The organism is Enterobacter cloacae complex sp. HYC080_NIDB, from assembly GCF_056673325.1.
Window position 1 is genome coordinate 658,761 of the sequence record NZ_CP114212.1, and the last position, 24,929, is coordinate 683,689.

21 protein-coding genes are annotated in these 24,929 nt (G+C 57.9%); 10 read left to right on the plus strand and 11 right to left on the minus strand.

Annotated elements, in window-relative coordinates; genetic code table 11:
• Position 1 precedes the first annotated feature (1 nt).
• Positions 2–1,489: a UxaA family hydrolase gene (locus tag O1723_RS03155; protein WP_023337835.1), complete on the plus strand. Its 1,488-nt coding sequence runs from the start codon at positions 2–4 to the stop codon at positions 1,487–1,489.
• A gap of 139 nt (positions 1,490–1,628) precedes the next feature.
• On the opposite strand, the gene sstT is transcribed toward O1723_RS03155, so the two are convergent.
• The 4 genes from sstT to O1723_RS03175 all read right to left on the minus strand — a co-directional run bounded on the left by sstT (position 1,629) and on the right by O1723_RS03175 (position 5,872).
• Positions 1,629–2,870: a serine/threonine transporter SstT gene (gene sstT / locus O1723_RS03160; RefSeq protein WP_479983859.1), complete on the minus strand. Its 1,242-nt coding sequence runs from the start codon at positions 2,868–2,870 to the stop codon at positions 1,629–1,631.
• 211 nt (positions 2,871–3,081) lie between these two features.
• Complete coding sequence (locus O1723_RS03165; protein WP_014885320.1) at positions 3,082–4,047, minus strand: TerC family protein; 966 nt, start codon at positions 4,045–4,047, stop codon at positions 3,082–3,084.
• 252 nt (positions 4,048–4,299) lie between these two features.
• Positions 4,300–5,298, minus strand: a complete 999-nt coding sequence (locus O1723_RS03170) for a Gfo/Idh/MocA family protein (RefSeq protein WP_023337833.1) — start codon at positions 5,296–5,298, stop codon at positions 4,300–4,302.
• A 70-nt stretch (positions 5,299–5,368) separates the two neighbouring features.
• Positions 5,369–5,872: a YgjP-like metallopeptidase domain-containing protein gene (locus O1723_RS03175; RefSeq protein ID WP_014885318.1), complete on the minus strand. Its 504-nt coding sequence runs from the start codon at positions 5,870–5,872 to the stop codon at positions 5,369–5,371.
• A gap of 83 nt (positions 5,873–5,955) precedes the next feature.
• Between O1723_RS03175 and rlmG the strand changes: the two genes are divergently transcribed.
• A complete protein-coding gene (gene rlmG, locus O1723_RS03180) occupies positions 5,956–7,092 on the plus strand; it encodes a 23S rRNA (guanine(1835)-N(2))-methyltransferase RlmG (RefSeq protein ID WP_014885317.1) in 1,137 nt (378 codons plus the stop codon).
• 82 nt (positions 7,093–7,174) lie between these two features.
• Here rlmG and O1723_RS03185 read toward each other — a convergent pair whose 3' ends face one another.
• The 3 genes from O1723_RS03185 to lsrR all read right to left on the minus strand — a co-directional run bounded on the left by O1723_RS03185 (position 7,175) and on the right by lsrR (position 11,965).
• On the minus strand, positions 7,175–9,196 hold the full coding sequence (locus O1723_RS03185) for an NADPH-dependent 2,4-dienoyl-CoA reductase (protein WP_023337831.1): 2,022 nt from the start codon (positions 9,194–9,196) through the stop codon (positions 7,175–7,177).
• Between the two features lie 185 nt (positions 9,197–9,381).
• The gene (lsrK, locus tag O1723_RS03190) at positions 9,382–10,962 is read right to left on the minus strand and encodes an autoinducer-2 kinase (RefSeq protein ID WP_248191313.1); all 1,581 of its coding nucleotides are present in this window, start codon (positions 10,960–10,962) and stop codon (positions 9,382–9,384) included.
• Between the two features lie 34 nt (positions 10,963–10,996).
• On the minus strand, positions 10,997–11,965 hold the full coding sequence (lsrR, locus tag O1723_RS03195; protein ID WP_014885314.1) for a transcriptional regulator LsrR: 969 nt from the start codon (positions 11,963–11,965) through the stop codon (positions 10,997–10,999).
• Positions 11,966–12,180: 215 nt separating this feature from the next.
• Between lsrR and lsrA the strand changes: the two genes are divergently transcribed.
• Genes lsrA through lsrG form a run of 6 tightly spaced genes read left to right on the plus strand, consistent with a single transcriptional unit; the run spans position 12,181 to position 17,866 of the window.
• Complete coding sequence (lsrA, locus tag O1723_RS03200) at positions 12,181–13,668, plus strand: autoinducer 2 ABC transporter ATP-binding protein LsrA (protein ID WP_014885313.1); 1,488 nt, start codon at positions 12,181–12,183, stop codon at positions 13,666–13,668.
• Positions 13,665–14,696, plus strand: coding sequence for an autoinducer 2 ABC transporter permease LsrC (gene lsrC, locus O1723_RS03205; RefSeq protein ID WP_014885312.1), 1,032 nt, complete (start codon positions 13,665–13,667; stop codon positions 14,694–14,696). The genes lsrA and lsrC overlap by 4 nt, the downstream gene beginning before the upstream one ends.
• Positions 14,697–15,674: an autoinducer 2 ABC transporter permease LsrD gene (gene lsrD, locus O1723_RS03210; protein ID WP_014885311.1), complete on the plus strand. Its 978-nt coding sequence runs from the start codon at positions 14,697–14,699 to the stop codon at positions 15,672–15,674.
• A 1-nt stretch (position 15,675) separates the two neighbouring features.
• Complete coding sequence (gene lsrB / locus O1723_RS03215; protein ID WP_014885310.1) at positions 15,676–16,677, plus strand: autoinducer 2 ABC transporter substrate-binding protein LsrB; 1,002 nt, start codon at positions 15,676–15,678, stop codon at positions 16,675–16,677.
• A gap of 11 nt (positions 16,678–16,688) precedes the next feature.
• Complete coding sequence (gene lsrF, locus O1723_RS03220; RefSeq protein ID WP_014885309.1) at positions 16,689–17,576, plus strand: 3-hydroxy-5-phosphonooxypentane-2,4-dione thiolase; 888 nt, start codon at positions 16,689–16,691, stop codon at positions 17,574–17,576.
• Complete coding sequence (gene lsrG, locus O1723_RS03225; protein ID WP_014885308.1) at positions 17,573–17,866, plus strand: (4S)-4-hydroxy-5-phosphonooxypentane-2,3-dione isomerase; 294 nt, start codon at positions 17,573–17,575, stop codon at positions 17,864–17,866. The genes lsrF and lsrG overlap by 4 nt, the downstream gene beginning before the upstream one ends.
• 40 nt (positions 17,867–17,906) lie before the next feature.
• Here lsrG and O1723_RS03230 read toward each other — a convergent pair whose 3' ends face one another.
• The 3 genes from O1723_RS03230 to O1723_RS03240 all read right to left on the minus strand — a co-directional run bounded on the left by O1723_RS03230 (position 17,907) and on the right by O1723_RS03240 (position 20,576).
• On the minus strand, positions 17,907–18,878 hold the full coding sequence (locus O1723_RS03230) for a WaaS/CpsH family glycosyltransferase (RefSeq protein ID WP_014885307.1): 972 nt from the start codon (positions 18,876–18,878) through the stop codon (positions 17,907–17,909).
• 150 nt (positions 18,879–19,028) lie between these two features.
• Entirely contained in the window at positions 19,029–19,877 is an 849-nt protein-coding gene (locus O1723_RS03235) for a dihydrodipicolinate synthase family protein (RefSeq protein ID WP_014885306.1), read from the minus strand.
• A 12-nt stretch (positions 19,878–19,889) separates the two neighbouring features.
• The gene (locus tag O1723_RS03240; protein ID WP_014885305.1) at positions 19,890–20,576 is read right to left on the minus strand and encodes a B3/B4 domain-containing protein; all 687 of its coding nucleotides are present in this window, start codon (positions 20,574–20,576) and stop codon (positions 19,890–19,892) included.
• A 42-nt stretch (positions 20,577–20,618) separates the two neighbouring features.
• Between O1723_RS03240 and O1723_RS03245 the strand changes: the two genes are divergently transcribed.
• On the plus strand, positions 20,619–21,221 hold the full coding sequence (locus tag O1723_RS03245) for a helix-turn-helix domain-containing protein (RefSeq protein ID WP_014885304.1): 603 nt from the start codon (positions 20,619–20,621) through the stop codon (positions 21,219–21,221).
• A 72-nt stretch (positions 21,222–21,293) separates the two neighbouring features.
• Here O1723_RS03245 and ygjG read toward each other — a convergent pair whose 3' ends face one another.
• Positions 21,294–22,673: a putrescine aminotransferase gene (ygjG, locus tag O1723_RS03250; protein WP_023337828.1), complete on the minus strand. Its 1,380-nt coding sequence runs from the start codon at positions 22,671–22,673 to the stop codon at positions 21,294–21,296.
• A gap of 435 nt (positions 22,674–23,108) precedes the next feature.
• On the opposite strand from ygjG, the gene O1723_RS03255 reads away from it, so the two are divergent.
• Complete coding sequence (locus tag O1723_RS03255) at positions 23,109–24,629, plus strand: methyl-accepting chemotaxis protein (protein WP_014885302.1); 1,521 nt, start codon at positions 23,109–23,111, stop codon at positions 24,627–24,629.
• The last annotated feature ends 300 nt before the right edge of the window (positions 24,630–24,929 follow it).

Genomic DNA, 24,929 nt, shown 5'->3' on the forward strand with positions numbered 1-24,929 from the left:
TATGCAATACATCAAAATCCATTCGCTGGATAACGTTGCCGTCGCGCTGGCAGATTTAACCGAAGGGACGGAAGTGACCTTCAACAACCAGTCGGTGACGTTACGCCAGGCCGTTGGGCGTGGACACAAGTTTGCCCTGATCCCCATTGCGAAAGGGGAGAACGTGGTGAAGTACGGCTTGCCCATCGGTCATGCACTGGCGGATATTGCGCCGGGTGAATATATTCATTCCCACAACACCCGCACAAATCTGAGCGATCTTGACGAGTACAGCTATCAACCTGATTTCCAGTCGGAAGAAGAGCAGGCGGCGGATCGGGACGTGCAGATCTACCGTCGTGCGAACGGTGAGGTGGGGATCCGCAACGAGCTGTGGATCCTTCCAACCGTCGGCTGCGTGAACGGCATCGCACGCCAGATCCAGACGCGTTTTCTGAAAGAGACACACGATGCCGAGGGTACCGACGGCGTACATCTCTTCAGCCATACCTACGGCTGTTCGCAGCTCGGCGACGACCATATCAACACCCGCACTATGCTGCAAAACATGGTGCGCCACCCTAACGCGGGAGCGGTGCTGGTGATTGGCCTCGGCTGTGAAAACAACCAGGTCGATGCCTTCCGCGACACGCTGGGCGAATTTGACCCGGCGCGCGTTCATTTTATGGTATGTCAGCACCAGGATGACGAAGTGGAGGCGGGCGTGGAACATCTGCACCAGCTGTACGAGGTGATGCGTCACGATAAACGCCAGCCGGGCAAGCTAAGCGAGCTGAAGTTTGGTCTGGAGTGCGGCGGGTCCGATGGCCTGTCCGGCATCACGGCGAACCCGATGCTGGGCCGCTTCTCGGATTACGTGATCGCTAACGGCGGCACAACGGTGCTGACCGAGGTGCCGGAAATGTTCGGCGCAGAGCGCATTCTGATGAGCCACTGCCGCGACGAAGAGACGTTTGAGAAGACCGTCACCATGGTGAACGACTTCAAACAGTACTTCATCGCCCATAATCAGCCGATTTATGAGAACCCGTCGCCGGGTAACAAAGCGGGCGGGATCACGACGCTTGAAGAGAAATCCCTCGGTTGTACCCAGAAAGCGGGGGCAAGCCAGGTCGTGGACGTCCTGCGTTACGGCGAGCGCCTGAAAACCCACGGTCTGAACCTGCTGAGCGCACCGGGTAACGATGCGGTCGCCACCAGCGCGCTGGCGGGGGCTGGCTGCCACATGGTGCTGTTCAGTACCGGTCGCGGCACGCCGTACGGTGGCTTTGTGCCGACGGTCAAAATCGCGACCAACAGCGAGCTGGCGGCGAAGAAAAAGCACTGGATTGATTTCGACGCAGGCCAGCTGATTCACGGCAAAGCGATGCCGCAGCTGCTGACGGAGTTCGTGGACGCCATCGTGGCGTTTGCCAGCGGCAGACAGACCTGCAATGAGAAGAACGATTTTCGCGAGCTGGCGATCTTTAAGAGTGGTGTGACGCTTTAGGTTGAGTGCGGGCTGGTGACCTCACCCCGGCCCTCTCCCACGGGGAGCTGGTACAAACATTAAAAACGGCAACACATGTTGCCGTTTTGCATTTACCTTGTAGGCCCGGTAAGGCGTAGCCGCCACCGGGCTTTTCTTTTTAACCGCGCAGAGTGTTCTTCGCTAAACGCGCGTCTTCCGCCTGACAGGCCGCTGCGGTGAACAGCACATCGGTTGAGGAGTTCAGCGCCGTTTCGCAGGAGTCCTGCAATACGCCGATGATAAAGCCGACGGCCACAACCTGCATGGCGATCTCGTTCGGGATACCGAACATGTTACATGCCAGTGGGATCAGCAGCAGCGAGCCACCCGCCACGCCGGACGCGCCACAGGCACACAGAGAAGCCACCACGCTCAGCAGCAGCGCCGTTGGTAGATCGACCGGAACACCTAAGGTATGTACCGCTGCCAGGGTCAGCACGGTGATGGTGATTGCCGCGCCCGCCATGTTCACGGTCGCACCCAGCGGGATCGACACGGAATAGGTATCGCGGTCCAGCTTCAGCTTCTCCGCCAGCGCCATGTTAACCGGGATATTTGCCGCAGAGCTGCGGGTGAAGAAGGCATACACCCCGCTCTCACGCAGGCAGGTTAGCACCAGTGGATACGGGTTGCGGCGGATCTGCCAGAACACCAGCAGCGGGTTGATCACCAGCGCCACCAGCAGCATACAGCCGACCAGAACAACCAGCAGCTGCGCGTAGCCCCACAGCGCGTCGAAACCGGTGGTGGCCAGCGTGGAGGAGACCAGCCCGAAAATACCGATTGGCGCAAAACGAATCACCAGTTTCACCATAAAGGTGACGGCATTCGATAAATCGTTGACCAGATTTTTCGTGGTCTCGTTGCCGTGACGCAGCGCGAAGCCCAGACCAATCGCCCAGACCAGGATGCCGATGTAGTTCGCGTTCATCAGCGCCGTGATGGGGTTGGATACCATGCTCATCAGCAGACCGCGCAGCACTTCCACAATGCCGGACGGCGGTGTGATGTCACCGGCCGCGCTGGTCAGGTGCAGCGTAGACGGGAACAGGAAGCTAAATACCACGGCCGTTAAGGCAGCGGAGAAGGTTCCCAGAAGATACAGGAACAGAATAGGGCGAATGTTGGTTTTTTGTCCGTGCTGGTGGTTGGCAATGGAGGCCATGACCAGCATCAGAACCAGAACCGGTGCGACGGCCTTCAGGGCGCCAACAAAGAGGGTGCCGAGAAGCCCGGTGGCTTCTGCAGCGGGTTTTGACACCATTGCCAGCAGAATGCCCAGTACCAACCCGACGAGAATTTGTTTAACGAGGCTGCCCTGCGCCAGGCGCGCGAACAGACCGCTTGATTGTGTGCTCATACGTTATTCCTGAGTGAAATTGCGTTCCATCCTGTATGTGCTCTAAGTCACATTTATGTCCGGATGTAAGTATTTGTTTGCCTGGTTGAGTATCAGGGAAAGCAGGGCAAGGCGGAAGAGTAAAATGCTGGATTTTACGTGTTGCGTCATGTTTTTTAACTATTGGTTAACGGAAGTGCCGGGTGGCGCTGCGCTTACCCGGCAAAACGCACTAAACCTGCTGCTTCTTATCGTGCTGGCGGTTAACCCAGGTATTGATAATCAGCGTCACGATCAGAATGCCGAACACCACGCCGAGCGAGATAGCGATCGGGATATGGTAGAAATCGACGATCAGCATCTTGATACCGATGAACACGAGGATCACCGACAGGCCATACTTCAGCATCGAGAAGCGCTCTGCGGCACCTGCCAGCAGGAAGTACATGGCGCGCAGGCCAAGGATCGCGAACAGGTTAGAGGTCAGAACGATGAACGGATCTGTCGTCACTGCAAAGATGGCCGGAATGCTGTCTACGGCGAAAATCACGTCGCTCAGCTCAACCAGAATCAGCACCAGCAGTAGCGGAGTCGCAAATAGCAGACCGTTCTTGCGCACGAAGAAGTGCTCGCTCTCGATCTTATCCGTCATGCGCAGGTGGCTGCGGATCCACTTGACCAGCGGCTTTTCGCCAATACCGGTTTCATCTTCCTTCGCCAGCGCCATTTTGACCCCGGTGAACAGCAGGAACGCGCCGAAGACGTACAGCAGCCATTCGAACTGGGTAATCAGCCAGCTACCGGCGAAGATCATGATCGTACGCAGGATAATCGCACCCAGCACGCCATAGACCAGCACACGGCGCTGCAGCGCCGCAGGCACGGCAAAGTAACTGAACAGCATCAGCCAGACGAAGACGTTATCGACCGCGAGGGCTTTTTCAATCAGATAGCCGGTGAGGAAGGCGAGCGCCTGAGGATCGGCCACCGCACGGCCTTCGGTTGAGGCCAGGTACCACCAGAAGGCAGCACAGAAGAGCAGAGAGAGGGTGACCCATACCAGGGACCAGACGGCGGCCTGCTTTATGGACATGCCGTGCTCACCGCGACGCCCCTGCAAAAAGAGGTCGATCGCCAGCATGATGAGCACGACAACCGCGAATCCGCCCCACAACATTGGAGTGCCGACAGAATGCATACTATTTTCCTTACACATAAAAAAACAAAAACGGCTATGGTCAGAAGACGATAGCCGTTAGCTTTTTATGCATAGACCTCGCCTTCCGGCAAGGTCTCACTTACAACCACGAAGGTTGCCCGGCGACCGGATGCGATTTTGCACGCATCGTAATGACGATCCACCGGCGAAGAAGTTACTCCCCTTTGCAGGTAACAAAATATGTCAGACCATCGGTTTCGTCAATGGTCTGCGCCTTTTCATTACACAGCTTTACGCGATAGCTTCTGCGCCCACGCCGTCTGCCGGGAACACCACGCCGGTCTGACGGCGGATCTCCGTTTGCAGCTTCGCCGTGGTGCGGCTCACCGCGAGGCCCGGGTGATTCACTTCGTTGTCTTCCACGAGACGGGCGAAGACCTCTGCCTCATAGAGCATAGTGTTAATATGCTGAGGCTGCGTCAGCTCCTGCGCTTTACCGCCGCGCGGCACAAAGCTCACTTTCTGACACTCGGAAATCTTCTCAATCACCAGCGACCCGGCTTCGCCCTGAATTTCGCTCGGCAGCACAGAATCACTGACTTTAGAGTGCTGCAGCGTGACGCTGAAATCGCCGTAATCCAGCACCACGACGCCGTGCGCATCCACACCGCTTTCCAGCAGGCTGGCCGTGGCCGTGACGCCGTGCGGCTCGCCCCACAGCGCGATTGCAGAGGCCAGGCAGTAAAAACCGATATCCATAATCGAGCCGTTAGAGAAGGCCGGGTTAAAGGTATTGAGGTTCTCACCGTCCAGATAACGCTGATAGCGCGACGAGTACTGGCAATAGTTGATGAAGGCTTTACGCACTTTGCCTATTTTTGGCAGCGACTGCTGCAATAGCAGGAAATTCGGCAGGCTGGCCGTTTTGAACGCTTCGAACAGCACCACCTGGTTTTCGCGGGCAAGCGCGATGGCGGCTTCCACTTCCTGGATATTCGACGCCAGCGGCTTCTCGCAAATCACATGCTTTTTATGGCTGAGAAACAGCTTCGTTTGGGGGAAGTGCAGGGAATTCGGGCTGGCGATATACACCGCGTCTATGGCGTCGCTTTGCGCCATCTCGTCGAGAGAGGTGAAGAGATGCTCGACGAGGTAATCATTCGCAAAACTCTGCGCCTGCTCAAGGCTGCGGGAATAGACTGCGGTGAGTTTAAGTTTGCCGGTTTCGTGGGCGGCGTCGACGAACTGGCGCGTGATCCAGTTCGTTCCAATGACTGCGAAACGTATCATAAACGTTTACGTACTCCGTAGCGGGGAACCTTTAACCACTGTAGCACGTCATCATGACAATTCGCGTGCGTTACTGCGCATTACTCTTTAACGATAAATGCGTCAGCCACAGCCGGGTATCAAACTCCAGCTGGTGGTACTGCGGCTCCATGTGGCAGCACAGGGAATAGAACGCTTTGTCGTGCTCTTTCTCTTTCAGGTGCGCCAGCTCATGGACCACGATCATCCGCAGAAAGGCTTCCGGTGCGTTACGGAAAACCGTCGCCACGCGGATCTCGGCTTTGGCTTTCAGCTTGCCGCCCTGCACGCGGGAGATAGCGGTGTGCAGGCCGAGCGCGTTTTTCAGAACGTGGATTTTGTTGTCGTACATCACCTTGTTGATCGGCGGCGCGCTCTTCAGATACCGGCTTTTCAGATCCTGCGTATACTGCCAGAGGGCTTTATCGGTCGTGAAATCGTGCGTACCGGGGTAGCGTTTTTCCAGCACCGCGCCCAGCTTCTGCTCGGCAATCAGGCTGCGAACCTGAGAAAGTAAATGCTCCGGGTAGCCCTGGAGATAAGTAAGTTGGTTCATCAACGCCCCAAATCGACAATAAAACGGGTATACTCACGCACCCTTTTCAGGGATACGCCAAATTTTACCATTCAGGAGGGCCGATGAGCCACTTAGACAACGGTTTCCGTTCACTCAACCTTAAACGTTTCCCGGAAACGGACGACGTTAACCCGCTTCAGGCGTGGGAAGCGGCGGATGAGTATCTGCTGCAGCAGTTGGATGATACCGAAATCCTCGGGCCGGTTCTGATCCTGAATGATGCATTCGGCGCGCTGGGCTGCGCCCTGGCGGAGCACAAACCTTACAGCATCGGCGATTCTTACTTAAGCGAGCTGGCGACGCGTGAAAACCTGCGCCATAACGAAATCGACGAATCCAGCGTGAAGTTCCTCGACAGCACCGCGGAGTACCCGCAGGCGCCGGGTGTAGTGCTGATTAAAGTGCCAAAAACCATGGCGCTGCTGGAGCAACAGCTGCGCGCGCTGCGAAAAGTCGTCACGCCAGAAACCCGTATTATCGCGGGTGCCAAGGCACGCGATATCCACACGTCGACGCTGGAGCTGTTCGAGAAAGTCCTCGGTCCAACCACCACTACGCTTGCCTGGAAAAAAGCGCGCCTGATCAACTGTACGTTTAGCGCACCGGAGCTGGCCGACGCGCCAGAGACGCTGAGCTGGAAGCTGGAAGGCACCGACTGGACCATCCACAACCATGCGAACGTCTTCTCCCGTACCGGCCTGGATATCGGCGCACGCTTCTTTATGGAACATCTGCCGGAAAATCTGGAAGGGGAGATCGTCGACCTGGGCTGCGGGAACGGTGTGATTGGCCTGACGCTGCTGGCGAAAAACCCGGACGCCAGCGTGGTGTTTAGCGACGAATCGCCAATGGCGGTGGCCTCCAGTCGTCTGAACGTGGAAACTAACCTGCCAGAGGCGCTGGATCGCTGCGAGTTTATGATCAACAACGCGCTCTCCGGCGTGGAGCCGTTCCGCTTCAACGCCGTGTTCTGTAACCCGCCGTTCCATCAGAAGCATGCCCTGACGGATAACGTCGCCTGGGAGATGTTCCACCACGCGCGCCGCTGTCTGAAAATCAACGGCGAGCTGTACATCGTGGCGAACCGCCACCTGGACTACTTCCACAAGCTGAAGAAAATTTTCGGCAACTGCGTCACCATCGCGACGAACAACAAGTTTGTGGTGCTGAAGGCGGTGAAGCTGGGGCGTCGTCGTTAAGGTTGTTTTGCCTGGCGGCGCTGCGCTTGCACAGGCCTACGGTTTTGTAGGCCCGGTAAGCGCAGCGCCACCGGGCAAGAAATCAAATCGCTAATGCCAGCTTCGTCCCCTGTGCAATCGCCCGCCGTGCGTCCAGCTCCATCGCCACATCGCATCCGCCAATCAAATGCACCGTTCTTCCGGCTTCGCGCAGCGGATCCGCCAGATCCCTTCTCGGCTCCTGCCCGGCACACAAAATCACATGATCCACGCGCAACAGCTGCGGTTCACCGCCGATCGTAACGTGCAGACCCTCGTCGTCGATCTTTTCGTAGCTCACCGCCGGGATCATCTTCACCCCGCGTGAAAGCAGGGTTGCCCGGTGGATCCAGCCCGTGGTTTTACCCAGTCCTTCGCCCGGCTTGCTGGCTTTACGCTGCAGCATCACAATCTGACGCGGGCTTTTCGGCAATTGCGGTCCTTCCGGACGCAGGCCGCCGGACTGGCTCAGGCTGGTGTCGATACCCCATTCCATGCAAAACTCGGCAATGTTCTGGCTGGTGGCCTCACCCGGCTGGCTTAAGTACATGGCGGTATCAAAGCCAATTCCGCCGCAGCCGATAATCGCTACGCTTTTCCCGACCAGCACTTTGTCACGCAATACGTCGAGATAGCTCAGCACTTTTGGATGATCGATACCTGCGATCGCAGGCGTTCGCGGTACGATCCCGCTTGCCAGGATCACCTCATCAAAACCGATCAGATCCGCCGCGCTGACAAACTGATTGAGCCGGAGCTCGACGCCCGTCAGGTCGATCATCCGGCGGTAGTAGCGCAGGGTCTCGTAGAACTCCTCTTTGCCGGGGATCTGTTTGGCGATATTAAACTGCCCGCCAATCTCGCCTGCGGCGTCAAAAAGCGTCACGCTGTGGCCGCGCGAGGAGGCATTCACTGCAAACGCCAGGCCTGCCGGGCCTGCGCCCACGACGGCCAGGCGTTTTATACTGGCCGCCGGAACGACCGGCATTTTAGTTTCGTGGCAGGCTCTCGGGTTGACGAGGCAGGAGGTCACCTTGCCGACGAAGATCTGATCCAGGCAGGCCTGGTTACAGCCGATGCAGGTGTTGATCTCATCCGCGCGTCCGCTTTGCGCTTTGGACAGCAGCTCGGCATCCGCAAGGAACGGCCGCGCCATCGACACCATGTCGGCATCGCCGCGCGATATCACATCGTCCGCCACCTGCGGGTCGTTAATGCGGTTGGTGGTGACCAGCGGAACAGACACTTTGCCTTTCAGCTTGCGCGTCACCCAGCTGAATGCCGCGCGCGGCACCGGTGTGGCGATGGTCGGAATACGGGCTTCGTGCCAGCCAATCCCGGTGTTAATGAGGGTGGCACCAGCGGCTTCAATCGCCTGCGCCAGCTGCACGGTTTCGTCGAACGTCCCGCCGCCCTCCACCAGGTCGAGCATCGACAGGCGGAAGATGATAATAAAATCTGTTCCTGTTCGTTCGCGCACCGCACGCACAACTTCAACGGCAAAGCGCATGCGGCGGACATAGTCGCCGCCCCATTCGTCCTCGCGCTGGTTAGTGCGGGCGGCAAGGAATTCGTTGATCAGATAACCTTCTGAGCCCATAACTTCGACGCCGTCATAACCTGCTTCACGCGCCAGCGCCGCGCAGCGGGCGAAGTCGTCAATCAGCGCTATGATCTCGTCGTGGCTGAGGGCATGCGGTGTGAAGCGGTTAATCGGCGCCTGAATGGCCGACGGCGCGACCAGTTTCGGCTGATAGCTGTAGCGCCCGGTGTGCAGGATTTGCAGGGCGATTTTGCCGCCCTCTTTGTGAACCGCGTCGGTAACGATACGGTGATGTGCAAGCTGGCTCGCATCGTTCAACACCGCGCCACCTTCCATCGTCACGCCTGAAGACGCAGGTGCTACGCCACCGGTGACAATCAGCGCCACGCCATGCCGCGCGCGCTCGGCGTAGAAGGCCGCCAGACGCTCGGCACCGTCCGGACGCTCTTCCAGCCCGGTGTGCATCGAGCCCATTAACACGCGGTTTTTAAGGGTGGTGAACCCCAGATCCAGGGGGGCGAACAACGACGGGTAGCGGCTCATAGTCTCTTCCAGTGTAAAATTATTGTTATGTGGTCGGATGAGTTACTAATTTAGCCAGCGGCAACGGAAAGGTAAAAGCGGGATCGAATGATTGTGATAGATCTCAAAGAACTTCCCCGGTGGCGCTGCGCTTACCGGGGCTACAAAACCCCAGGACGAATAAGCGCAGCGCCATCCGGCGTTTTTTACGGCGCCGCTGCCCGTACCAATCCCGGGGCCTGCCACATCGATGTGGTCAGCCCGCTATCCACCAGCCCAAGCTGGTCGGCATACACCGCCTGCCATTTTTGCATCATGCCGTCATACAGCTCACGATGCTGGGGATTTGGCGTGAACTCGCGGCTCCACTTCACCAGCCGCTCGCCCGTTGAGGCCATATCTGCAAATAATCCCGCGCCTGCGCCTGCCGCAATCGCACAGCCGAGCGCTGTCGCCTCTTTCACTTCCGGCACGCGTACCGGCAACCCGGTGACGTCGCTTAAGATCTGACTCCACAGGGCGCCTTTTGCTCCTCCGCCCGCAAAAACTAAACTTTCAAACGTCACGCCGGAGAAGCGCGAAATCTGCGCCAGGTTGCAGGCCGAAACGATTGCCGCATTCTCTTCCAGGGCACGGAACAGCGTCGCTTTGTTGCACTTTTCCGGGTCGATTGAGAGGTTAATAAACGACGGCGCGGCGTGGTACCACTGCTTGAAATGCATCGCGTCGGAGAAGATCGGCATCACCCCGTGGGAGCCTGCCGGCACGCGGCTCGCCATCTCTTCCAGCAGAGTATAGGTGTCCACTCCCATCCGCCCGGCAATCAGCTTTTCTTCTGCGCAAAAGGCGTCGCGGAACCAGCGCATGGTCAGCCCGGTGAAGAAGCTGATCGACTCCGCCTGGGCCATGCCGGGGATGACGTGCGGGTTCACGCGGATATTCATATCGGGGTCGGTGCGCACCTGCGGCAGGTTCACCACCTGCTGCCAGAAGGTGCCGCCCAGCACCGCCGTTTGTCCGGCGCGGACCACGCCCAGCCCCAGGCAGCCCAGCTGCACGTCGCCACCGCCCATTACCACCGGCGTGCCTTCGCGCAGGCCGCTTTGCTGCGCGGCTTCATGGGTAATGGCTCCCAGTACGCTGCCGGTCTCTTTCACCGGGGAGAGAATATCGGCGCGCAGCCCGGCCATGTCGAGCAGCGCCGGACGCCAGTCGCGGGAAAAGAGATCGAGCATGCCCGTGGTGCCCGCATTGGAGGGATCCACCGCCAGCTCGCCGGAAAGCTTCGCCGCCAGCCAGTCGCTGATCATGGTGATGGTCGCGGCCTTGCGGTAAATGTCGGGGCGATGGTGCGCCAGCCACAGAAGGCGCGGCATGGCGCTCAGGGCGAGAGTTTGCCCGGAGACGTCATACACTTCGGATTCAAAGCGGTTGTCGTGGATCTCTTTGAGCTCGGCCACCTCGCGGCTGGCGCGGGCGTCGACGTTGGCGCAGGCCCAGATGGCCTCGCCGTTGCGGTCGTACAGCACAATCCCTTCGCGCATGGAGCAGCAGGCAACGGACTGGATATCCGCCGCGGTCAGGTGCGCACGCTCCAGCGCCTGATGCATGCACTGGCAGGTCAGCCGCCAGTTGGTGTCGAGATCGAACTCCATCGATCCCGGTACGTTCTCCACGCTCAGGTGCTTCCACTCGGCCTGACCGACGGCAATCTGGTTGCCCTGTAAATCGAAAATCACGGCGCGAACGCTGCCGGTCCCTGCATCTAACGCTAAAAGGTAACTCATGAGCTTGCCTCGTTGTTAGCGCAGGGCATCCCCGTTACGCCAGGGCCAGCACCGCGCGGGCTGTCGTCTCCTCCGTCACCAGGCCATTGATACGGCGACCCTTAAGTGCGGCATAAATCGCATCGGCTTTCTCTTCCCCGCCGGCCACGCCAACGATGGTGGGCAGTTGCGCCAGTTCATCGAGCGTGACGCCGAGTAATTCTTTATGGATCTCCAGCTCCTCAACGCATTCCCCCTCGGCATTAAGGAAATAACCGAGAATGTCGCCGACTGCGCCTTTGCGGGCGTACATCAGCTGTTCACCTTCGCTGATATAGCCGGAGCGCAGTATCGTGGCGTCACGGCGCTGGTTCACCGAACCTATGCCGACCACCGCCACGTCGGCGGCGGTGGCGGCGAGGATCACGTCCCGCACGCTGGTTTCGCGTTTTAAGATCCCGGCAACGGAGGCGGATGACACGCGCAGCGGGGCGGGGATCATGCTGACGCTGCAGGCCGCGTCCAGCTGGCCGATACCGGTCATATACGGCCCGACGCCGCCGGAGAGCGTCACCAGGCGGATCTGCTGCGAGCTGATAAAGCCGCTCAGGTGCTGCAGGCTGCTCATGGTCGTTTCACCAAATCCCACCGCCAACAGCTGGCCGGGCTCCAGCACGCCCATTAGCGACTGCGCCGCGCCAATGCCCAGCCGCACGTTCATCGGCGGCGTATTCAGGGCGGGCATCACGCGCACCAGCTTCAGCCCAAAGCGCTGCTGTAGTTCGGTTTCCAGCGCCAGACAGCCCTCGTAACGGGAGTTGATCTGCACGCGGATCACCCCGGACTGGCGGCCTTTCTCCAGCAGACGGGAGATCTTCAAACGCGGCAGCCCGAGTCGCTCACCGATGTCGTTCTGGGTCAGCCCGTCGTGGTAATAGCACCAGGCCACGCGCGCCACCAGCTCCTCTTCCGCCAGCGCCAGCCCGGCAAACCGTCCTTCTTCCGCAGTGCGTTTATCGCTCATAATTGAACTCTTATAAAAATTTAGATCATATGTTCGTGATGACGCGAAGGGAAAATGTGAGCCACGCGACAAAACGGATCTTTAAGCGGGTTTCTGTTGTATCTGGATCTTAATCAATAAAACTGTGATCCCTGCACGGTTGTAAATATAGTTCACCGTCTACGCTTTTGAACATTATTAAATCTAAAAATCATTTGTTCAATAGCGGAGCGATGATGACACCACTTATTGAAGCGCGGGGGATCAGCAAGCAGTTCTCGGGCGTGCCGGTGTTAAAAGGCATTGATTTCACGCTGCTCGCGGGCCAGGTACACGCCCTGATGGGCGGGAACGGTGCGGGAAAATCGACGCTGATGAAGATCATCGCCGGAGTTGAAACGCCCGACAGCGGTGAACTTTCGGTTGCGGGGGAGTCTTTTGCACGGCTTACGCCAGCGCAGGCGCATAGGCTCGGCATTTATCTGGTACCGCAGGAGCCGCTGCTGTTCCCCAACCTGACGGTGCGGGAAAACATCCTCTTTCGCCTGCCCCGTGAACGGGATCTGGAACCGCGCCTGGCCGATAAGCTCCAACAGCTGCAATGCCAGCTTAACCTTGATGCCACCGCCAGCACCCTGGAAGTGGCGGATCAGCAGATGGTAGAGATCCTCCGCGGACTAATGCGCAACGCCAGGATCCTGATCCTCGACGAACCCACCGCCTCGCTCACGCCCGGCGAAACCGAACGCCTGTTCCGCCAGATCCGCGCGTTGCAGGCGCTTGGCGTCGGCATTGTTTTTATCTCGCATAAGCTGCCGGAAATTCGCCTGCTTTCGAGCCACATCTCGGTGATGCGCGACGGTGCAGTGGTGCTGAGCGGTGAAACCGCGCAGTTTGACGATAACGCCCTGATTGCCGCCATGACGCCAGTGAGTCGGGAAAAATCTCTGAGCGAGACGCAAAAGCTGTGGCTGGCGTTGCCGGGCAACCGCCGCACCCAGCCGCAGGATTTCCCGGTGCTGCGCGTGGAGGATCTCACCGGGGAGGGGTTTATCGATCTGAGTCTTGAGATCTTCGCCGGTGAGATCGTCGGCCTGGCCGGGCTGGTGGGATCCGGGCGCACCGAGTTTGCCGAAACGCTTTACGGCCTGCGCCCGGTGCGCGGGGGGCGCGTCTGGCTGGAGAATCAGGAGATCACTACTGATCCGGTAAGTTCACGGCTGGAAAAAGGGCTGGTCTATCTGCCGGAAGACAGGCAGGTTTCCGGCCTGTTCCTCGACGCGCCGATCCGCTGGAACACCGTGGCGCTGAACGAGCCGTCTCTCTGGCAGCAGCGCAAGCGGGAGTCGGCGGTGGTAGAGCGCTATCACCGTGCACTCGGGATTAAGCTCAACCATGCGGATCAAACCGTGCGTACGCTCTCCGGCGGCAACCAGCAGAAGGTACTGCTGGCGCGCTGTCTGGAGGCCAATCCTTTACTCCTTATTGTCGATGAACCGACGCGTGGCGTGGACGTCTCCGCGCGCGCCGATATCTACCAACTCATCAAAAGCGTGGCCGCGCAGAACGTCGCGGTACTGATGATCTCAAGCGATCTCGATGAGTTCCCGGGCCTTGCCGATCGCGTACTGGTGATGCATCAGGGCGTACTCAGCGGCGAGCTGCCGCGCCATGCCGTTAGCCTCGACAGGATGATGGCGCTGGCGTTCGGAGGGCAATCATGAAGACCTTATTAAAGAACCGTGAGTTGAGCGCGTTTCTCGCCATTCTGGCACTGTTTGCCGTGCTGGTGGCGCTGAACCCGTCTTACTTCAGCCTGCAAACGCTGGGGATGATCTTCGCCAGTGCCCAGATCCTGATCCTGCTGGCCATTGGTGCCGCGCTGGTCATGCTGACCCGCAATATTGACGTCTCGGTGGGCTCGACCGTTGGGCTGTCGGCAATCGCCGTCGGCGTGGCGCTCAATGGCGGCTACAGCCTGCCCGTTTCCATCCTCTTCGCACTGTCGATTGGCGCACTGGCCGGGGCATTTAACGGCGTGCTGGTGGTGGGGCTGCGCATCCCGGCGATTGTCGCCACCCTCGGCACGCTGGGGCTGTATCGCGGGGCGATGCTGCTCTGGACGGGCGGGAAGTGGATTGAAGGGTTGCCGCCGGGGCTGAAATCTCTCTCTGAACCGCTTGCCCTCGGCATGTCGCCACTCGGTATGGTGGTGTTAATTATCGCCGCCGCGGGCGCGTGGACGCTGTCGCGTACCGCGTTCGGCCGTGATTTCTACGCGGTGGGGGATAACCTCACCGCCGCGCGTCAGCTGGGCGTAGCGGTGAACCGCACCCGCATGCTCGCCTTTACCCTGAACGGGATGCTGGCGGCCTGCGCAGGGATTGTCTTTGCCGCGCAAATTGGTTTTGTCCCCAACCAGACCGGCAGCGGGCTGGAGATGAAGGCCATCGCCGCCTGCGTGCTCGGGGGGATCTCTCTGCTGGGTGGCACCGGCACGCTGATCGGTGCCTTGCTTGGGGCTTTCTTCCTCACCCAAATCGACACCGTACTGGTGCTGTTCAGGCTGCCAGCCTGGTGGAATGACTTTATCGCCGGGCTGGTGCTGCTGGGCGTACTGGTGCTCGACGGGCGGCTGCGTCAGGCGCTGGCGCGCCATCAGCGGGCGCTGAAATACGGCCGCTTCCAGCCAGGTCACAGAGGGGGAAAGCACGTCACTCCCTTTCCCAAACGCAAAAAAGAGGTGGCGTAAATGAAGCTTAACTGGGAAAGCGCGCTGCTGGTTTTGCTGGTGCTGGAGATCCTGCTCTTTGGCGCCATTAACCCGCGCATGCTCGACATCAATATGCTGCTGTTCAGCACCAGCGACTTCATCTGTATCGGTATCGTGGCGCTGCCGCTCACGCTTGTCATTATCAGCGGCGGGATCGACATCTCGCTGGGTTCGACCATCGGCCTGTGCGCCATCGCGCTGGGGGTGATGATGCAGGCCGGGTGGCCGATGGCGGTGGCCATTCCGCTGACGCTGCTGCTCGGCCTGCTGTGCGGGCTGGTGAATGCGGCGCTGATCCACTACACCGGCATCAGTCCACTGGTGATTACCCTCGGCACGCTCTATCTCTACGGTGGCGGGGCGTTGCTGCTTTCCGGCATGGCGGGGGCGACGGGCTATGAGGGCATCGGCGGCTTCCCGGACAGCTTTACCGCGTTCGCGAATCTCACGGTCGTTGGCCTGCCGCTCCCGCTGGTGCTGTTCGCTGTGATTACCGTTTTCTTCTGGCTGATTACCCACCGCGGGCGCTTTGGCCGTCATCTGTTTTTGATTGGCCAGAACCCGCGTGCGGCAAGCTATGCGGCGCTGTCGGTTAACGGTATGCCCTACGCGCTGTATGGTCTGGTGGGCGTGGCCTCGGCCATTGCCGCACTGGTCATGGTCTCCTATTTCGGTTCCGCGCGGTCAGATCTGGGGCGCGATTTGCTGATGCCTGCGCTCACCGCCGCCGTACTCGGCGGGGCGAATATCTACGGCGGGTCAGGTTCGGTTGTCGGTACGGCGCTGGCAGCGCTGCTGGTGGGGTACCTGCAACAGGGTTTACAGATGGTCGGCATCCCCAACCAGGTATCGAGCGCGCTTTCAGGAGCGCTGCTGGTTGTGGTGGTGATGGGTCGTTCGCTGAGTCTGCACCGCGAATGGGTGCGTTCTCTCTTTAGAAAACTTTCCGGAGCGTAAGATGAAAACAAAACTGATAGTCCTGGCAATGGCCCTCAGCTTCGCCTCGGCGCAGGCGGCGGATCGGATTGCCTTTATCCCGAAACTGGTGGGGGTTGGCTTCTTCACCAGCGGCGGCAACGGTGCGAAAGAGGCGGGGAAAGACCTCGGCGTGGACGTCACCTATGACGGTCCAACCGAGCCGAGCGTTTCCGGCCAGGTGCAGCTCATCAACAACTTCGTTAACCAGGGCTACAACGCGATTATCGTCTCTGCCGTGTCGCCGGACGGCCTCTGCCCGGCCTTAAAACGCGCGATGCAGCGCGGCGTCAAAGTGCTGACCTGGGATTCCGACACCAAACCGGAGTGCCGCAGCATATATATCAACCAGGGGACGCCGGAACAGCTCGGCGGCCTGCTGGTGGAGATGGCGGGCAAGCAGGTCACCAAACCGAATGCCAAAGTGGCATTCTTCTACTCCAGCCCAACGGTCACCGACCAGAACCAGTGGGTGAAAGAGGCGAAGGCTAAAATCGAGAAAGATCATCCTCAGTGGCAGATTGTGACCACTCAGTTTGGCTATAACGATGCCACCAAATCCCTGCAAACCGCCGAGGGGATCTTAAAAGCGTATCCGGATCTGGATGCGATCATCGCCCCGGATGCCAACGCCCTGCCAGCCGCTGCGCAGGCAGCAGAAAACCTGAAGCGGGAAGGGGTGGCGATTGTCGGGTTCAGCACGCCAAACGTCATGCGTCCATACGTGGAGCGCGGCACGGTAAAAGCCTTCGGCCTGTGGGACGTGGTGCAACAGGGCAAAATTGCGGTCAATGTCGCCGATCGTTTACTGAAAAAAGGCGATCTTAACGTTGGCGACAGCGTGGACGTGAAAGAGATCGGTACGCTGAAGGTCGAACCGAACAGCGTGCAGGGCTACCAGTATGAGGCGAAAGGTAACGGCATCGTGCTGCTGCCGGAACGCGTGGTGTTCACTAAAGAGAACATCAACAAATACGATTTCTGACGGGGGAACAAATGGCTGATTTAGACGACATCAAAGACGGGAAGGATTTTGGCATCGGCACGCCACAGCAAAATGTGCCGTTTACCCTGAAGGGCTGTGGTTCGCTGGACTGGGGGATGCAGTCCAGGCTTTCGCGCATCTTCAACCCGCAAAGCAACCGCACGGTGATGCTGGCCTTTGACCACGGTTATTTCCAGGGGCCGACCACCGGCCTTGAGCGTATCGATCTCTCCATTGCGCCGCTGTTTGGCGAAACCGATGTGCTGATGTGTACCCGCGGTATCCTGCGGAGCACCGTGCCTGCGGCCACCAACAAACCGGTTGTGCTGCGCGCCTCCGGCGGTAACTCAATTCTGGGCGAATTGTCCAACGAGTGCGTGGCGGTGGCAATGGAAGATGCGCTCCGGCTGAACGTCTGCGCGGTCGCAGCACAGGTCTACATTGGCAGCGAGTTCGAGCATCAGTCGATCAACAACATCATCAAGCTTGTCGACGCCGGTGCCCGCTACGGCATGCCAACCCTCGCGGTGACAGGAGTGGGGAAAGAGATGGCGCGCGACGCGCGGTATTTCTCACTTGCCAGCCGCATTGCCGCCGAAATGGGGGCGCAGTTCGTCAAAACCTATTATGTGGATGAGGGCTTTGAAAAAGTCACCGCCAGCTGCCCGGTGCCGATCGTCATCGCCGGCGGCAAAAAGCTGCCGGAGCACGAAGCGCTGGAGATGTGCTGGCGCGCGATTGACCAGGGCGCATCCGGTGTGGACATGGGGCGCAATATCTTCCAGTCCAGCGCGCCGCTCGCCATGCTGAAGGCAGTGAAAAAAGTGGTTCACGAGAACATGAGCGCCCGTGAAGCGTTCCAGTTCTGGCAGGAAGAGAAACAGGGAGAAGCAAAATGAACGTGACGTTAGTGGAGATCAACATCAAACCCGAGCGGGTGGACGAGTTTCTGACGGTGTTTCGCGCCAACCATGAAGGGGCGATTAAGGAGCCGGGAAACCTGCGTTTTGACGTCCTGCAGGATCCGAGGGTGAAAACCCGGTTCTTTATCTACGAAGCCTATAAAGACGAAGCGGCGGTGCTGGCGCATAAGCAGACGCCGCACTATCTGGCGTGCGTGGATAAGCTTGAGGACCTGATGTCGGAGCCGCGCAAAAAACTCAGTTTTGTGGGGTTGTTGCCGGAGTAGTTTTTTTGCCCGGTAGACCGGTCTGCCGGGCAAGCATCGATCAGGGATGATGCTTTTGTAACGTTGTGAGCAGGCTGTCTGCACAATATTGTCTGAGGAGTTTTTCATCTCTTTCAGGCAGGCCGCTGTGAAGAAACGCTTCCAGACTCTCGGTATTTACACCGTTAAAAATGAAAATACGGTCGGGATGGTAAAGCGCCATGTTTTTAATCGACGCGTTTGTGGTGATCAGCTTCTTATTCAGAATCAGGGCTTCCAGAGCGCGGAGAGTTAATCCCTGTTGCTCGGGTTTGTTTATTTCCAGCATGACAGAGCAGCGTTTGGCTTTTTCAATATTTTCCTGATAGCTCAGTTTTTTATTTTGACAATTATCGGGATAGTTATCCTGGTTATCGTACTTATCCAGCAGGTAGAAATCTGTCTTGTAGCCGCAATTTTCGAGTACCGGCGTCAATGTGCGCACAACATTTGCGCGAATGGGTTCATAGCCACCGACAAAAAAACAGCTTTTATTTTCAGTTGGATTTTGTTTTTGAAACTGCTCGATTTCTTTCCAGCTAAAGGGCAAAAACTGCTCAATTGCACGCAGGTTATAACGTTCGCAATCGGCGGGATCAAAGCTATAAATAGCATCAAAGATCGGGCGAACGGTCTCGATGTAATCTTGATCCTGAGCCAGTTGCCCAAGGTGACGCCGTTTACGTGTCAGGGCTTCAACGGAGTCGCGGAGAATCAGCACTTTTTTACAAGGCATACTGGCGACATAATCCAGGAATGGAAAGACGCTGTATCCATTGCAAATCGCAATATCATCGGGCTTGATTGCTGATAATTTCACAGCACAGTGGGTGCGTTTATGCCATTTTTTTAATGCGTTGCCTGGTAACAGGGCATTGATTGATTTATAACGTCGCATAATGCGATTAATTTGCTTAACGGGATGATCCTGAGCAAGCGAATTAAGCATCATGATTTCGAAAGGATTGACCCATTCCAGAAAAAAATAGCGCATGGTCCCTCAGAGGTGGCTGGCCGATTATCGGGAAATGATATCTCATACTGGAAAAGGAATCATTATTGCGAGATTCCACGTTTGATCGGGGACGCAACAGATTGATGAAGTTTTGTAGGCCGGGTAAGCGCTAGCGCCACCCGGCATTTTTCAGGCCAGCTTCAGGTCCGCCAGGATCGCAGCAAGCGCCTCGCGCGGCTCACCCTGAATCGCCTGCAGTGGGAAGGGGAGCGCCGGTGCCTCCACTTTTCCCATCATCTCGGCTGCCGCTGCCATCACCCGCACGCTGCCGTAACGGCGGAACAGCGCCCACAGTGGCTCCAGACGTTCTGATTCCATGCTGTCTTTCGAGTGCGCAATTGCCAGTGCCGCCTGAGGGAACAGCCCGCCGACGACGGAATACCAGACGTCAAACCCGGCCTGCAGGGCGGATGCTGCCCGCCAGTCGCCGCTTATCCCCAGCGTGACCGTCTTCGGAAGACGCGCCCGCACCTGCGACACATCCTCCGGCATGTGGCCCATTTTCACCGAGCCAATATTGGGCAGCGCCGCCACGGCAAACATCAGCTCGTCGCTAAACTCAAACCCGGTGGTGGTGGGATTATCATAAACGCACAGCGGGACGGAGAGCTGGCGAGTTACCGTCTCATATAGCGAATAGACCTCGTCCGTCGTCAAACGCTGGTACGACACCGGTGCCATCAGCACGCTGGATGCTCCCGCCTTCTGCGCGTGCTCAGCCAGACGCAGAATGTCATCCAGTCTCAGTGCGCCAATACTGACCATGACCGGAATGTCATTGGCATGTTCCACCACGCAGCGGGTAATGTGCGTGCGCTCCTCAACCGTGAGGTAGGCATAGCTGCCCGTTGAACCCAGAATACCCAGCGAATCCACCCCCGCGTCGATCAGGGGGCGCAGCAGGTTGATAAAGGCCTGCTCGTCAAACTTCCCCTCTTTCAGGGGCGTTAACGGAAACGCACTTAACCCGTGAAACATCGTGTTGTCCTCTTACAGTTCCAGCAGTTGAACCTGAGCCGTTGCGCCTGGCATTAATCGTTGCAGATTGCTGACCAGCTCCTCGCCCGCTTCTTCGAGCGCACCTGACGGCATCGTTGGCAGACTTTCGAGAATAAACCACATGGTCTGCGCCTGGCTATCAAGACGGGTGCGTATCCCTTGTCGCCAGTTCCAGCGACGACAGGTGACGCCCATATCGTCGCGCCAGATGACCTCGCCAGCATCCGGGTATTCCACCACCGGCTGGCCCTCTTTCAGGGTGTCAAAGGGTTCATTGCCCTCGGCCAGCGTCAGGCGCGGCGCACCGGAATAGGCCGCGAGATTCTCGCCCCCTACCGGAATGGCGTAGCGAATACTGACCGCATTATAGATGTCCACCACCGGGTCGAGTGAAGGTAGCGAACCGTCTTTAAGCACCCGCTTTCGCAGTGCGTAGGCCGAGCAGGGGGTACGTTTTGGCTTCGCGCCAAAGTTTTTAAATACCTCATCCCAGGCAGCGAGATGCGCTTGTGCCCACGGTACATCATCATTCAACACCTGCTGGCAAGCCTGCGTCAGCGCGGCGGGGGCAACTTCTGGATGGGTAATCTGTGCGGCTTCAACCAGAATGCTCAGCGCCCGAAAGCCCGGGGCAATCCCGGCAAGACGCGGGTCTATTGACGGCGTAACGAGAGACATAAATAATCCTGTATTGACTGTTTTATACCATGGTAGTGACCAATGACTGATAAAGTCAATATAATGACTGAGCAGGGGGCCGATGTTGCCCAAGTAAGCCTGGCCGTGGCGAACCGCATCCGCAACTGGCGTAAAGATAAAAAATTGTCGCTGGATGAGCTATCCCGCCGCGCCAGCGTCAGCAAAGGCATGCTGGTGGAAATCGAAAAGGGGGCCGCCAACCCCAGTATCGCTATCCTGTGCAAACTGGCTGCCGCGCTGGGCGTTTCCGTGGCGGATATTGTTAACGTCTCCAGCGAACCGGTCGTGCATGTTATTGAAAAACAGGCTATCCCGGTTCTGTGGCAGGGCGCAAAGGGCGGTTCTGCCAGATTACTGGCGGGTACCGCTGGCCCGGACATGATTGAACTGTGGCAGTGGGAGATGCAGCCGGGGGAACACTTCTCTTCACCGGGGCACCCGGCAGGCACATGTGAACTGCTACACGTGAACGAGGGGGTATTGTCGCTGACGGTGGGCGAGACGGTGACGCAGGTTGAGGCTGGCGCGTCGGCGGTCGCCAAAACCGAAATGGCGCACGGCTATGGGAACGAAGGCGATACCGTGCTTCGCTTCACCATGACGGTGGCGGAGTTTCACCGGTAAAAAACTGCCCGGTGGCGCTAACGCTTACCGGGCTTGCTTAGGCCGGGTAAGCGTAGCGTCACCCGGCGCTTTTTACGCCTCTTCCACGCTCACACGCAGTGCTGCCAGCGCTTTACGTGCCGCTTTTAGCACCTGCTCGCACTGCTCAATCGTCAGCGTCAGCGGCGGTTCAATACGGATGGTTTTCGAGTTGTTGAGCGTTCCGGCCACCAGTACCCGCTGGCGGAACATCTCGCTCGCGAAGCTATAGCCGATTTCGTTGTCGACAAACTCAATCGCCATCAATAACCCTCTGCCGCGTGCATCCTGCACCAGATCCGGATATTCCCGGCCCAGCTGGCGGAAGCCATCCAGCAGCATGTCGCCTTTCTGCTCCGCCTGCGCAGGCAGGTTTTGTTCCAGCAGCACGTTGATGGTCGCCAGCGCGGCCGCACAGGCCAGCGGGTTACCGCCAAAGGTCGTGGTATGCAGGAACGGGTTGTCGAACAGCACCGAGAATACCTCCTCGGTGGCTACCGTAGCACCAATCGGCATCACGCCGCCGCCGAGCGCTTTCGCCAGACACAGAATGTCTGGCTGAACGTTCTCGTGCTCGCAGGCAAACATCTTGCCGGTGCGTCCCATCCCGGTCTGGACTTCGTCGAGGATCAGCAGGGCGCCAAACTCATCGCACAGCTGACGCACGGCAGGCAAATAGCCCTGCGGAGGCAGGATCACGCCGCCTTCGCCCTGAATCGGCTCCAGGATCACCGCCGCCACGTCATCGCCGGTTTTACGGCATTCACTCAGCGCGGTGCGCATGGCGTTAATGTCGCCGAACGGCACGTGGCGGAAGCCCGGCAGCAGCGGCATAAACGGCTTGCGGAAGGTGGATTTAGCGGTCGCCGACAGTGCGCCCAGGGATTTACCGTGGAACGCGCCGCTGGTGGCAATGAAGGTGAATTTCCCACGCGGCGACTGGTACGCTTTGGCGAGTTTAATCGCCGCTTCGACCGATTCCGTGCCGCTGTTACTAAAGAAGCTGTATTTCAGTTTGCCGGGCGTTAAGGCCGCCAGCGTTTTCGCGAGCATGGCGCGAAGCGGGTCGAGCAGTTCCTGGCTATGGAGAGGTTGTTTCGCAAGTTGATTCTGTACGGCGGAAACCACAACTGGATTACGGTGCCCCACGTTGAAGATACCAAAACCACCAAGGCAATCGATAAACTCCTGTCCCTGGGTGTCGACAAGCGTGTTCAGACTTCCCGCTTGCCACTCTACGGCTCCGTAATCCCCGCCGGCGGTAACAGATTTGCGATACTCCAGAAATCCTGGATTGACGTGCTCTTTAAAGTAATCGATGACCTCTCGGTTAAGTTGTTTCATCTCCTCATGATCAAGCGTTTGCTTCTCTATGAGATTCAATGCGTGCGCGGTACAGGCAAGAGCCGAGGCGCTGGAAGGTAACCTGTTCAAAATATGCTCCCGGGGATCGCGTATCACATGATACTGGTTTAAGTATTGCAGGGATTACGCCACTTCAGAGGACTTAACGAAAATCGGGATAAACGCCAGGTTAAAATAATGTTGCACAATATTTAATCATGCCGATACAACCGAAACGGGATTTAGCGATAAGGCACAGCACGTGCAGGACGGGGCATAAAAGCGCAATTGCACGAAAGGAGTGCAATGCATGCCACTTAAGCGGGCGTTAACAGGTCATGCTTTGCAGGTAATTTCCAAGAGAAAGTATTTCAAATCAATGAATTATAAATTCTCACAAAAAGTGCGGTTTAAGTGAAATCTGCGATCTCCATCAAGTTTAACAACTAAAGATAAATTGGTTACCGCCGAAAAAACAATTACCCACAAATTTAACATTCAAATAACCTGCAAGGGATGCTCACAATGTCCTCTCCAACCTATGTCACCCAGAATGAATATCCTCTGGATGATGACACCACCTTAATGTCTACCACAGACATCCACAGCTACATTACCCACGCCAACGACACGTTTGTGCAGGTGAGCGGTTACCCGCTTGATGAGCTGACGGGCCAGCCGCACAATATGGTGCGCCACCCTGATATGCCAAAAGCCGCCTTTGCCGATATGTGGTACACCCTGCAACAGGGGGAACCGTGGAGCGGGATTGTCAAAAATCGGCGCAAAAACGGTGACCACTACTGGGTGCGCGCGAATGCGGTGCCAATGGTGCGTCACGGGAAGGTGACGGGCTATATGTCGATCCGCACCAAAGCCACGGCGGAAGAGATAGCCACCGTGGAGCCGCTCTACCGCGCGCTGAATGACGGCAGCTGTAAGAAACGTATTCATAAAGGACTGGTGGTGGGAAAGGGCTGGCTGGGTAAACTGCCGGCCATGCCGCTGCGCTGGCGGGTGCGTAGCGTAATGGCGGTGCTTTTTGCCGTCCTCGCCGCCACGCTGATCGCCACCTCCGCAGGGTGGATGCCGCTCGTTGCGGCTGCGGTGGTCATGCTGCTGGGGACGCTGCTGTTTGAGCAACAGATTGTGCGTCCGGTCGAAAACGTGGCGCGACAGGCCCTGAGGGTGGCTACCGGGGAGCGCAACAGCGTGCAGCATTTGAACCGCAGTGACGAGCTGGGGCTAACCCTGCGCGCGATAGGCCAGCTGGGGCTGATGTGCCGCTGGTTGATCAACGACGTCTCGAGCCAGGTGGTGAGCGTGCGTGACGGCAGCGACAGGCTGGCCCGGGGTAATGAAGATCTGAACGATCGCACGCGTCAGACGGTAGCGAATGTGCAGCAGACCGTCGCAACGATGAACCAGATGGCCGCGTCCGTGCAGAGCAACTCTGAAACTGCCGCCGAGGTGGATAAACTCTCCGTTGCCGCGAGCAGTGCGGCGACGAAGGGCGGCAATGCGATGCAGACCGTGGTCAAAACCATGGATGACATCGCCGACAGCACGCAGCGAATTGGCTCGATTACCTCCCTGATAAACGACATCGCTTTCCAGACCAATATCCTGGCGCTCAATGCGGCAGTTGAAGCGGCACGGGCGGGTGAGCAGGGGAAAGGGTTTGCCGTGGTCGCGGGCGAAGTCCGCCATCTCGCCAGCCGCAGCGCCAGTGCGGCTAACGATATTCGTAAACTCATTGATGCCAGCGCCAGCAAAGTGCAGTCCGGCTCCGAGCAGGTGCACGCCGCTGGCCGCACGATGGATGACATTGTCGAGCAGGTGAAAAACGTGACGCAGCTTATCGCTCAGATCAGTCACTCCACCTCCGAGCAGGCCACCGGGCTCTCAGAATTAACCCGTGCGGTGGCCGAGCTGGACAGCATCACGCAGAAAAATGCCGACCTGGTCGAGGAGAGCGCGCACATTTCTGCCATGGTGAAACACCGTGCCGGGCGTCTGAAGGATGCGGTAACCGTGCTCCATTGAGTCAGTAAAGTTCCGGAAAAGCCGTTTATTCCGTAAGGAATAAACGGCTTTTTTATGGCTGCTTGTGACTATTAATGTGCTTTATTGTTAATATAATATTAAATAACTAAAAAAAGCACCTCAGTTATTTATTCCTGCCTAAGTCAGTTTCCCATGATGCTGTTTTGCAAAACACGCTTCTGGTGGTCTGGTAACGATCGATGAGACGAAATTAATAGTCCCTGCCTATCCATTGTGATGGTTATGAAATAAAAAAACGATCAAAGTCATAAAGTTAGCGAATTCGTTACCGATAACAGC

Excerpts from the sequence above, each read along its gene's own strand:
- O1723_RS03170 (WP_023337833.1), bottom strand. The coding sequence starts at position 5,298 with ATGATACGTTTCGCAGTCATTGGAACGAACTGGATCACGCGCCAGTTC.
- lsrB (WP_014885310.1), top strand. The coding sequence starts at position 15,676 with ATGAAAACAAAACTGATAGTCCTGGCAATGGCCCTCAGCTTCGCCTCG.
- sstT (WP_479983859.1), bottom strand. The coding sequence starts at position 2,870 with ATGAGCACACAATCAAGCGGTCTGTTCGCGCGCCTGGCGCAGGGCAGC.
- O1723_RS03245 (WP_014885304.1), top strand. The coding sequence starts at position 20,619 with ATGACTGATAAAGTCAATATAATGACTGAGCAGGGGGCCGATGTTGCC.
- lsrF (WP_014885309.1), top strand. The coding sequence starts at position 16,689 with ATGGCTGATTTAGACGACATCAAAGACGGGAAGGATTTTGGCATCGGC.
- O1723_RS03255 (WP_014885302.1), top strand. The coding sequence starts at position 23,109 with ATGTCCTCTCCAACCTATGTCACCCAGAATGAATATCCTCTGGATGAT.
- O1723_RS03155 (WP_023337835.1), top strand. The coding sequence starts at position 2 with ATGCAATACATCAAAATCCATTCGCTGGATAACGTTGCCGTCGCGCTG.
- O1723_RS03240 (WP_014885305.1), bottom strand. The coding sequence starts at position 20,576 with ATGTCTCTCGTTACGCCGTCAATAGACCCGCGTCTTGCCGGGATTGCC.
- lsrK (WP_248191313.1), bottom strand. The coding sequence starts at position 10,962 with ATGAGTTACCTTTTAGCGTTAGATGCAGGGACCGGCAGCGTTCGCGCC.
- lsrC (WP_014885312.1), top strand. The coding sequence starts at position 13,665 with ATGAAGACCTTATTAAAGAACCGTGAGTTGAGCGCGTTTCTCGCCATT.
- O1723_RS03185 (WP_023337831.1), bottom strand. The coding sequence starts at position 9,196 with ATGAGCCGCTACCCGTCGTTGTTCGCCCCCCTGGATCTGGGGTTCACC.
- O1723_RS03175 (WP_014885318.1), bottom strand. The coding sequence starts at position 5,872 with ATGAACCAACTTACTTATCTCCAGGGCTACCCGGAGCATTTACTTTCT.
- O1723_RS03165 (WP_014885320.1), bottom strand. The coding sequence starts at position 4,047 with ATGCATTCTGTCGGCACTCCAATGTTGTGGGGCGGATTCGCGGTTGTC.
- O1723_RS03235 (WP_014885306.1), bottom strand. The coding sequence starts at position 19,877 with ATGTTTCACGGGTTAAGTGCGTTTCCGTTAACGCCCCTGAAAGAGGGG.
- lsrA (WP_014885313.1), top strand. The coding sequence starts at position 12,181 with ATGACACCACTTATTGAAGCGCGGGGGATCAGCAAGCAGTTCTCGGGC.
- rlmG (WP_014885317.1), top strand. The coding sequence starts at position 5,956 with ATGAGCCACTTAGACAACGGTTTCCGTTCACTCAACCTTAAACGTTTC.
- lsrR (WP_014885314.1), bottom strand. The coding sequence starts at position 11,965 with ATGAGCGATAAACGCACTGCGGAAGAAGGACGGTTTGCCGGGCTGGCG.
- lsrD (WP_014885311.1), top strand. The coding sequence starts at position 14,697 with ATGAAGCTTAACTGGGAAAGCGCGCTGCTGGTTTTGCTGGTGCTGGAG.
- lsrG (WP_014885308.1), top strand. The coding sequence starts at position 17,573 with ATGAACGTGACGTTAGTGGAGATCAACATCAAACCCGAGCGGGTGGAC.
- O1723_RS03230 (WP_014885307.1), bottom strand. The coding sequence starts at position 18,878 with ATGCGCTATTTTTTTCTGGAATGGGTCAATCCTTTCGAAATCATGATG.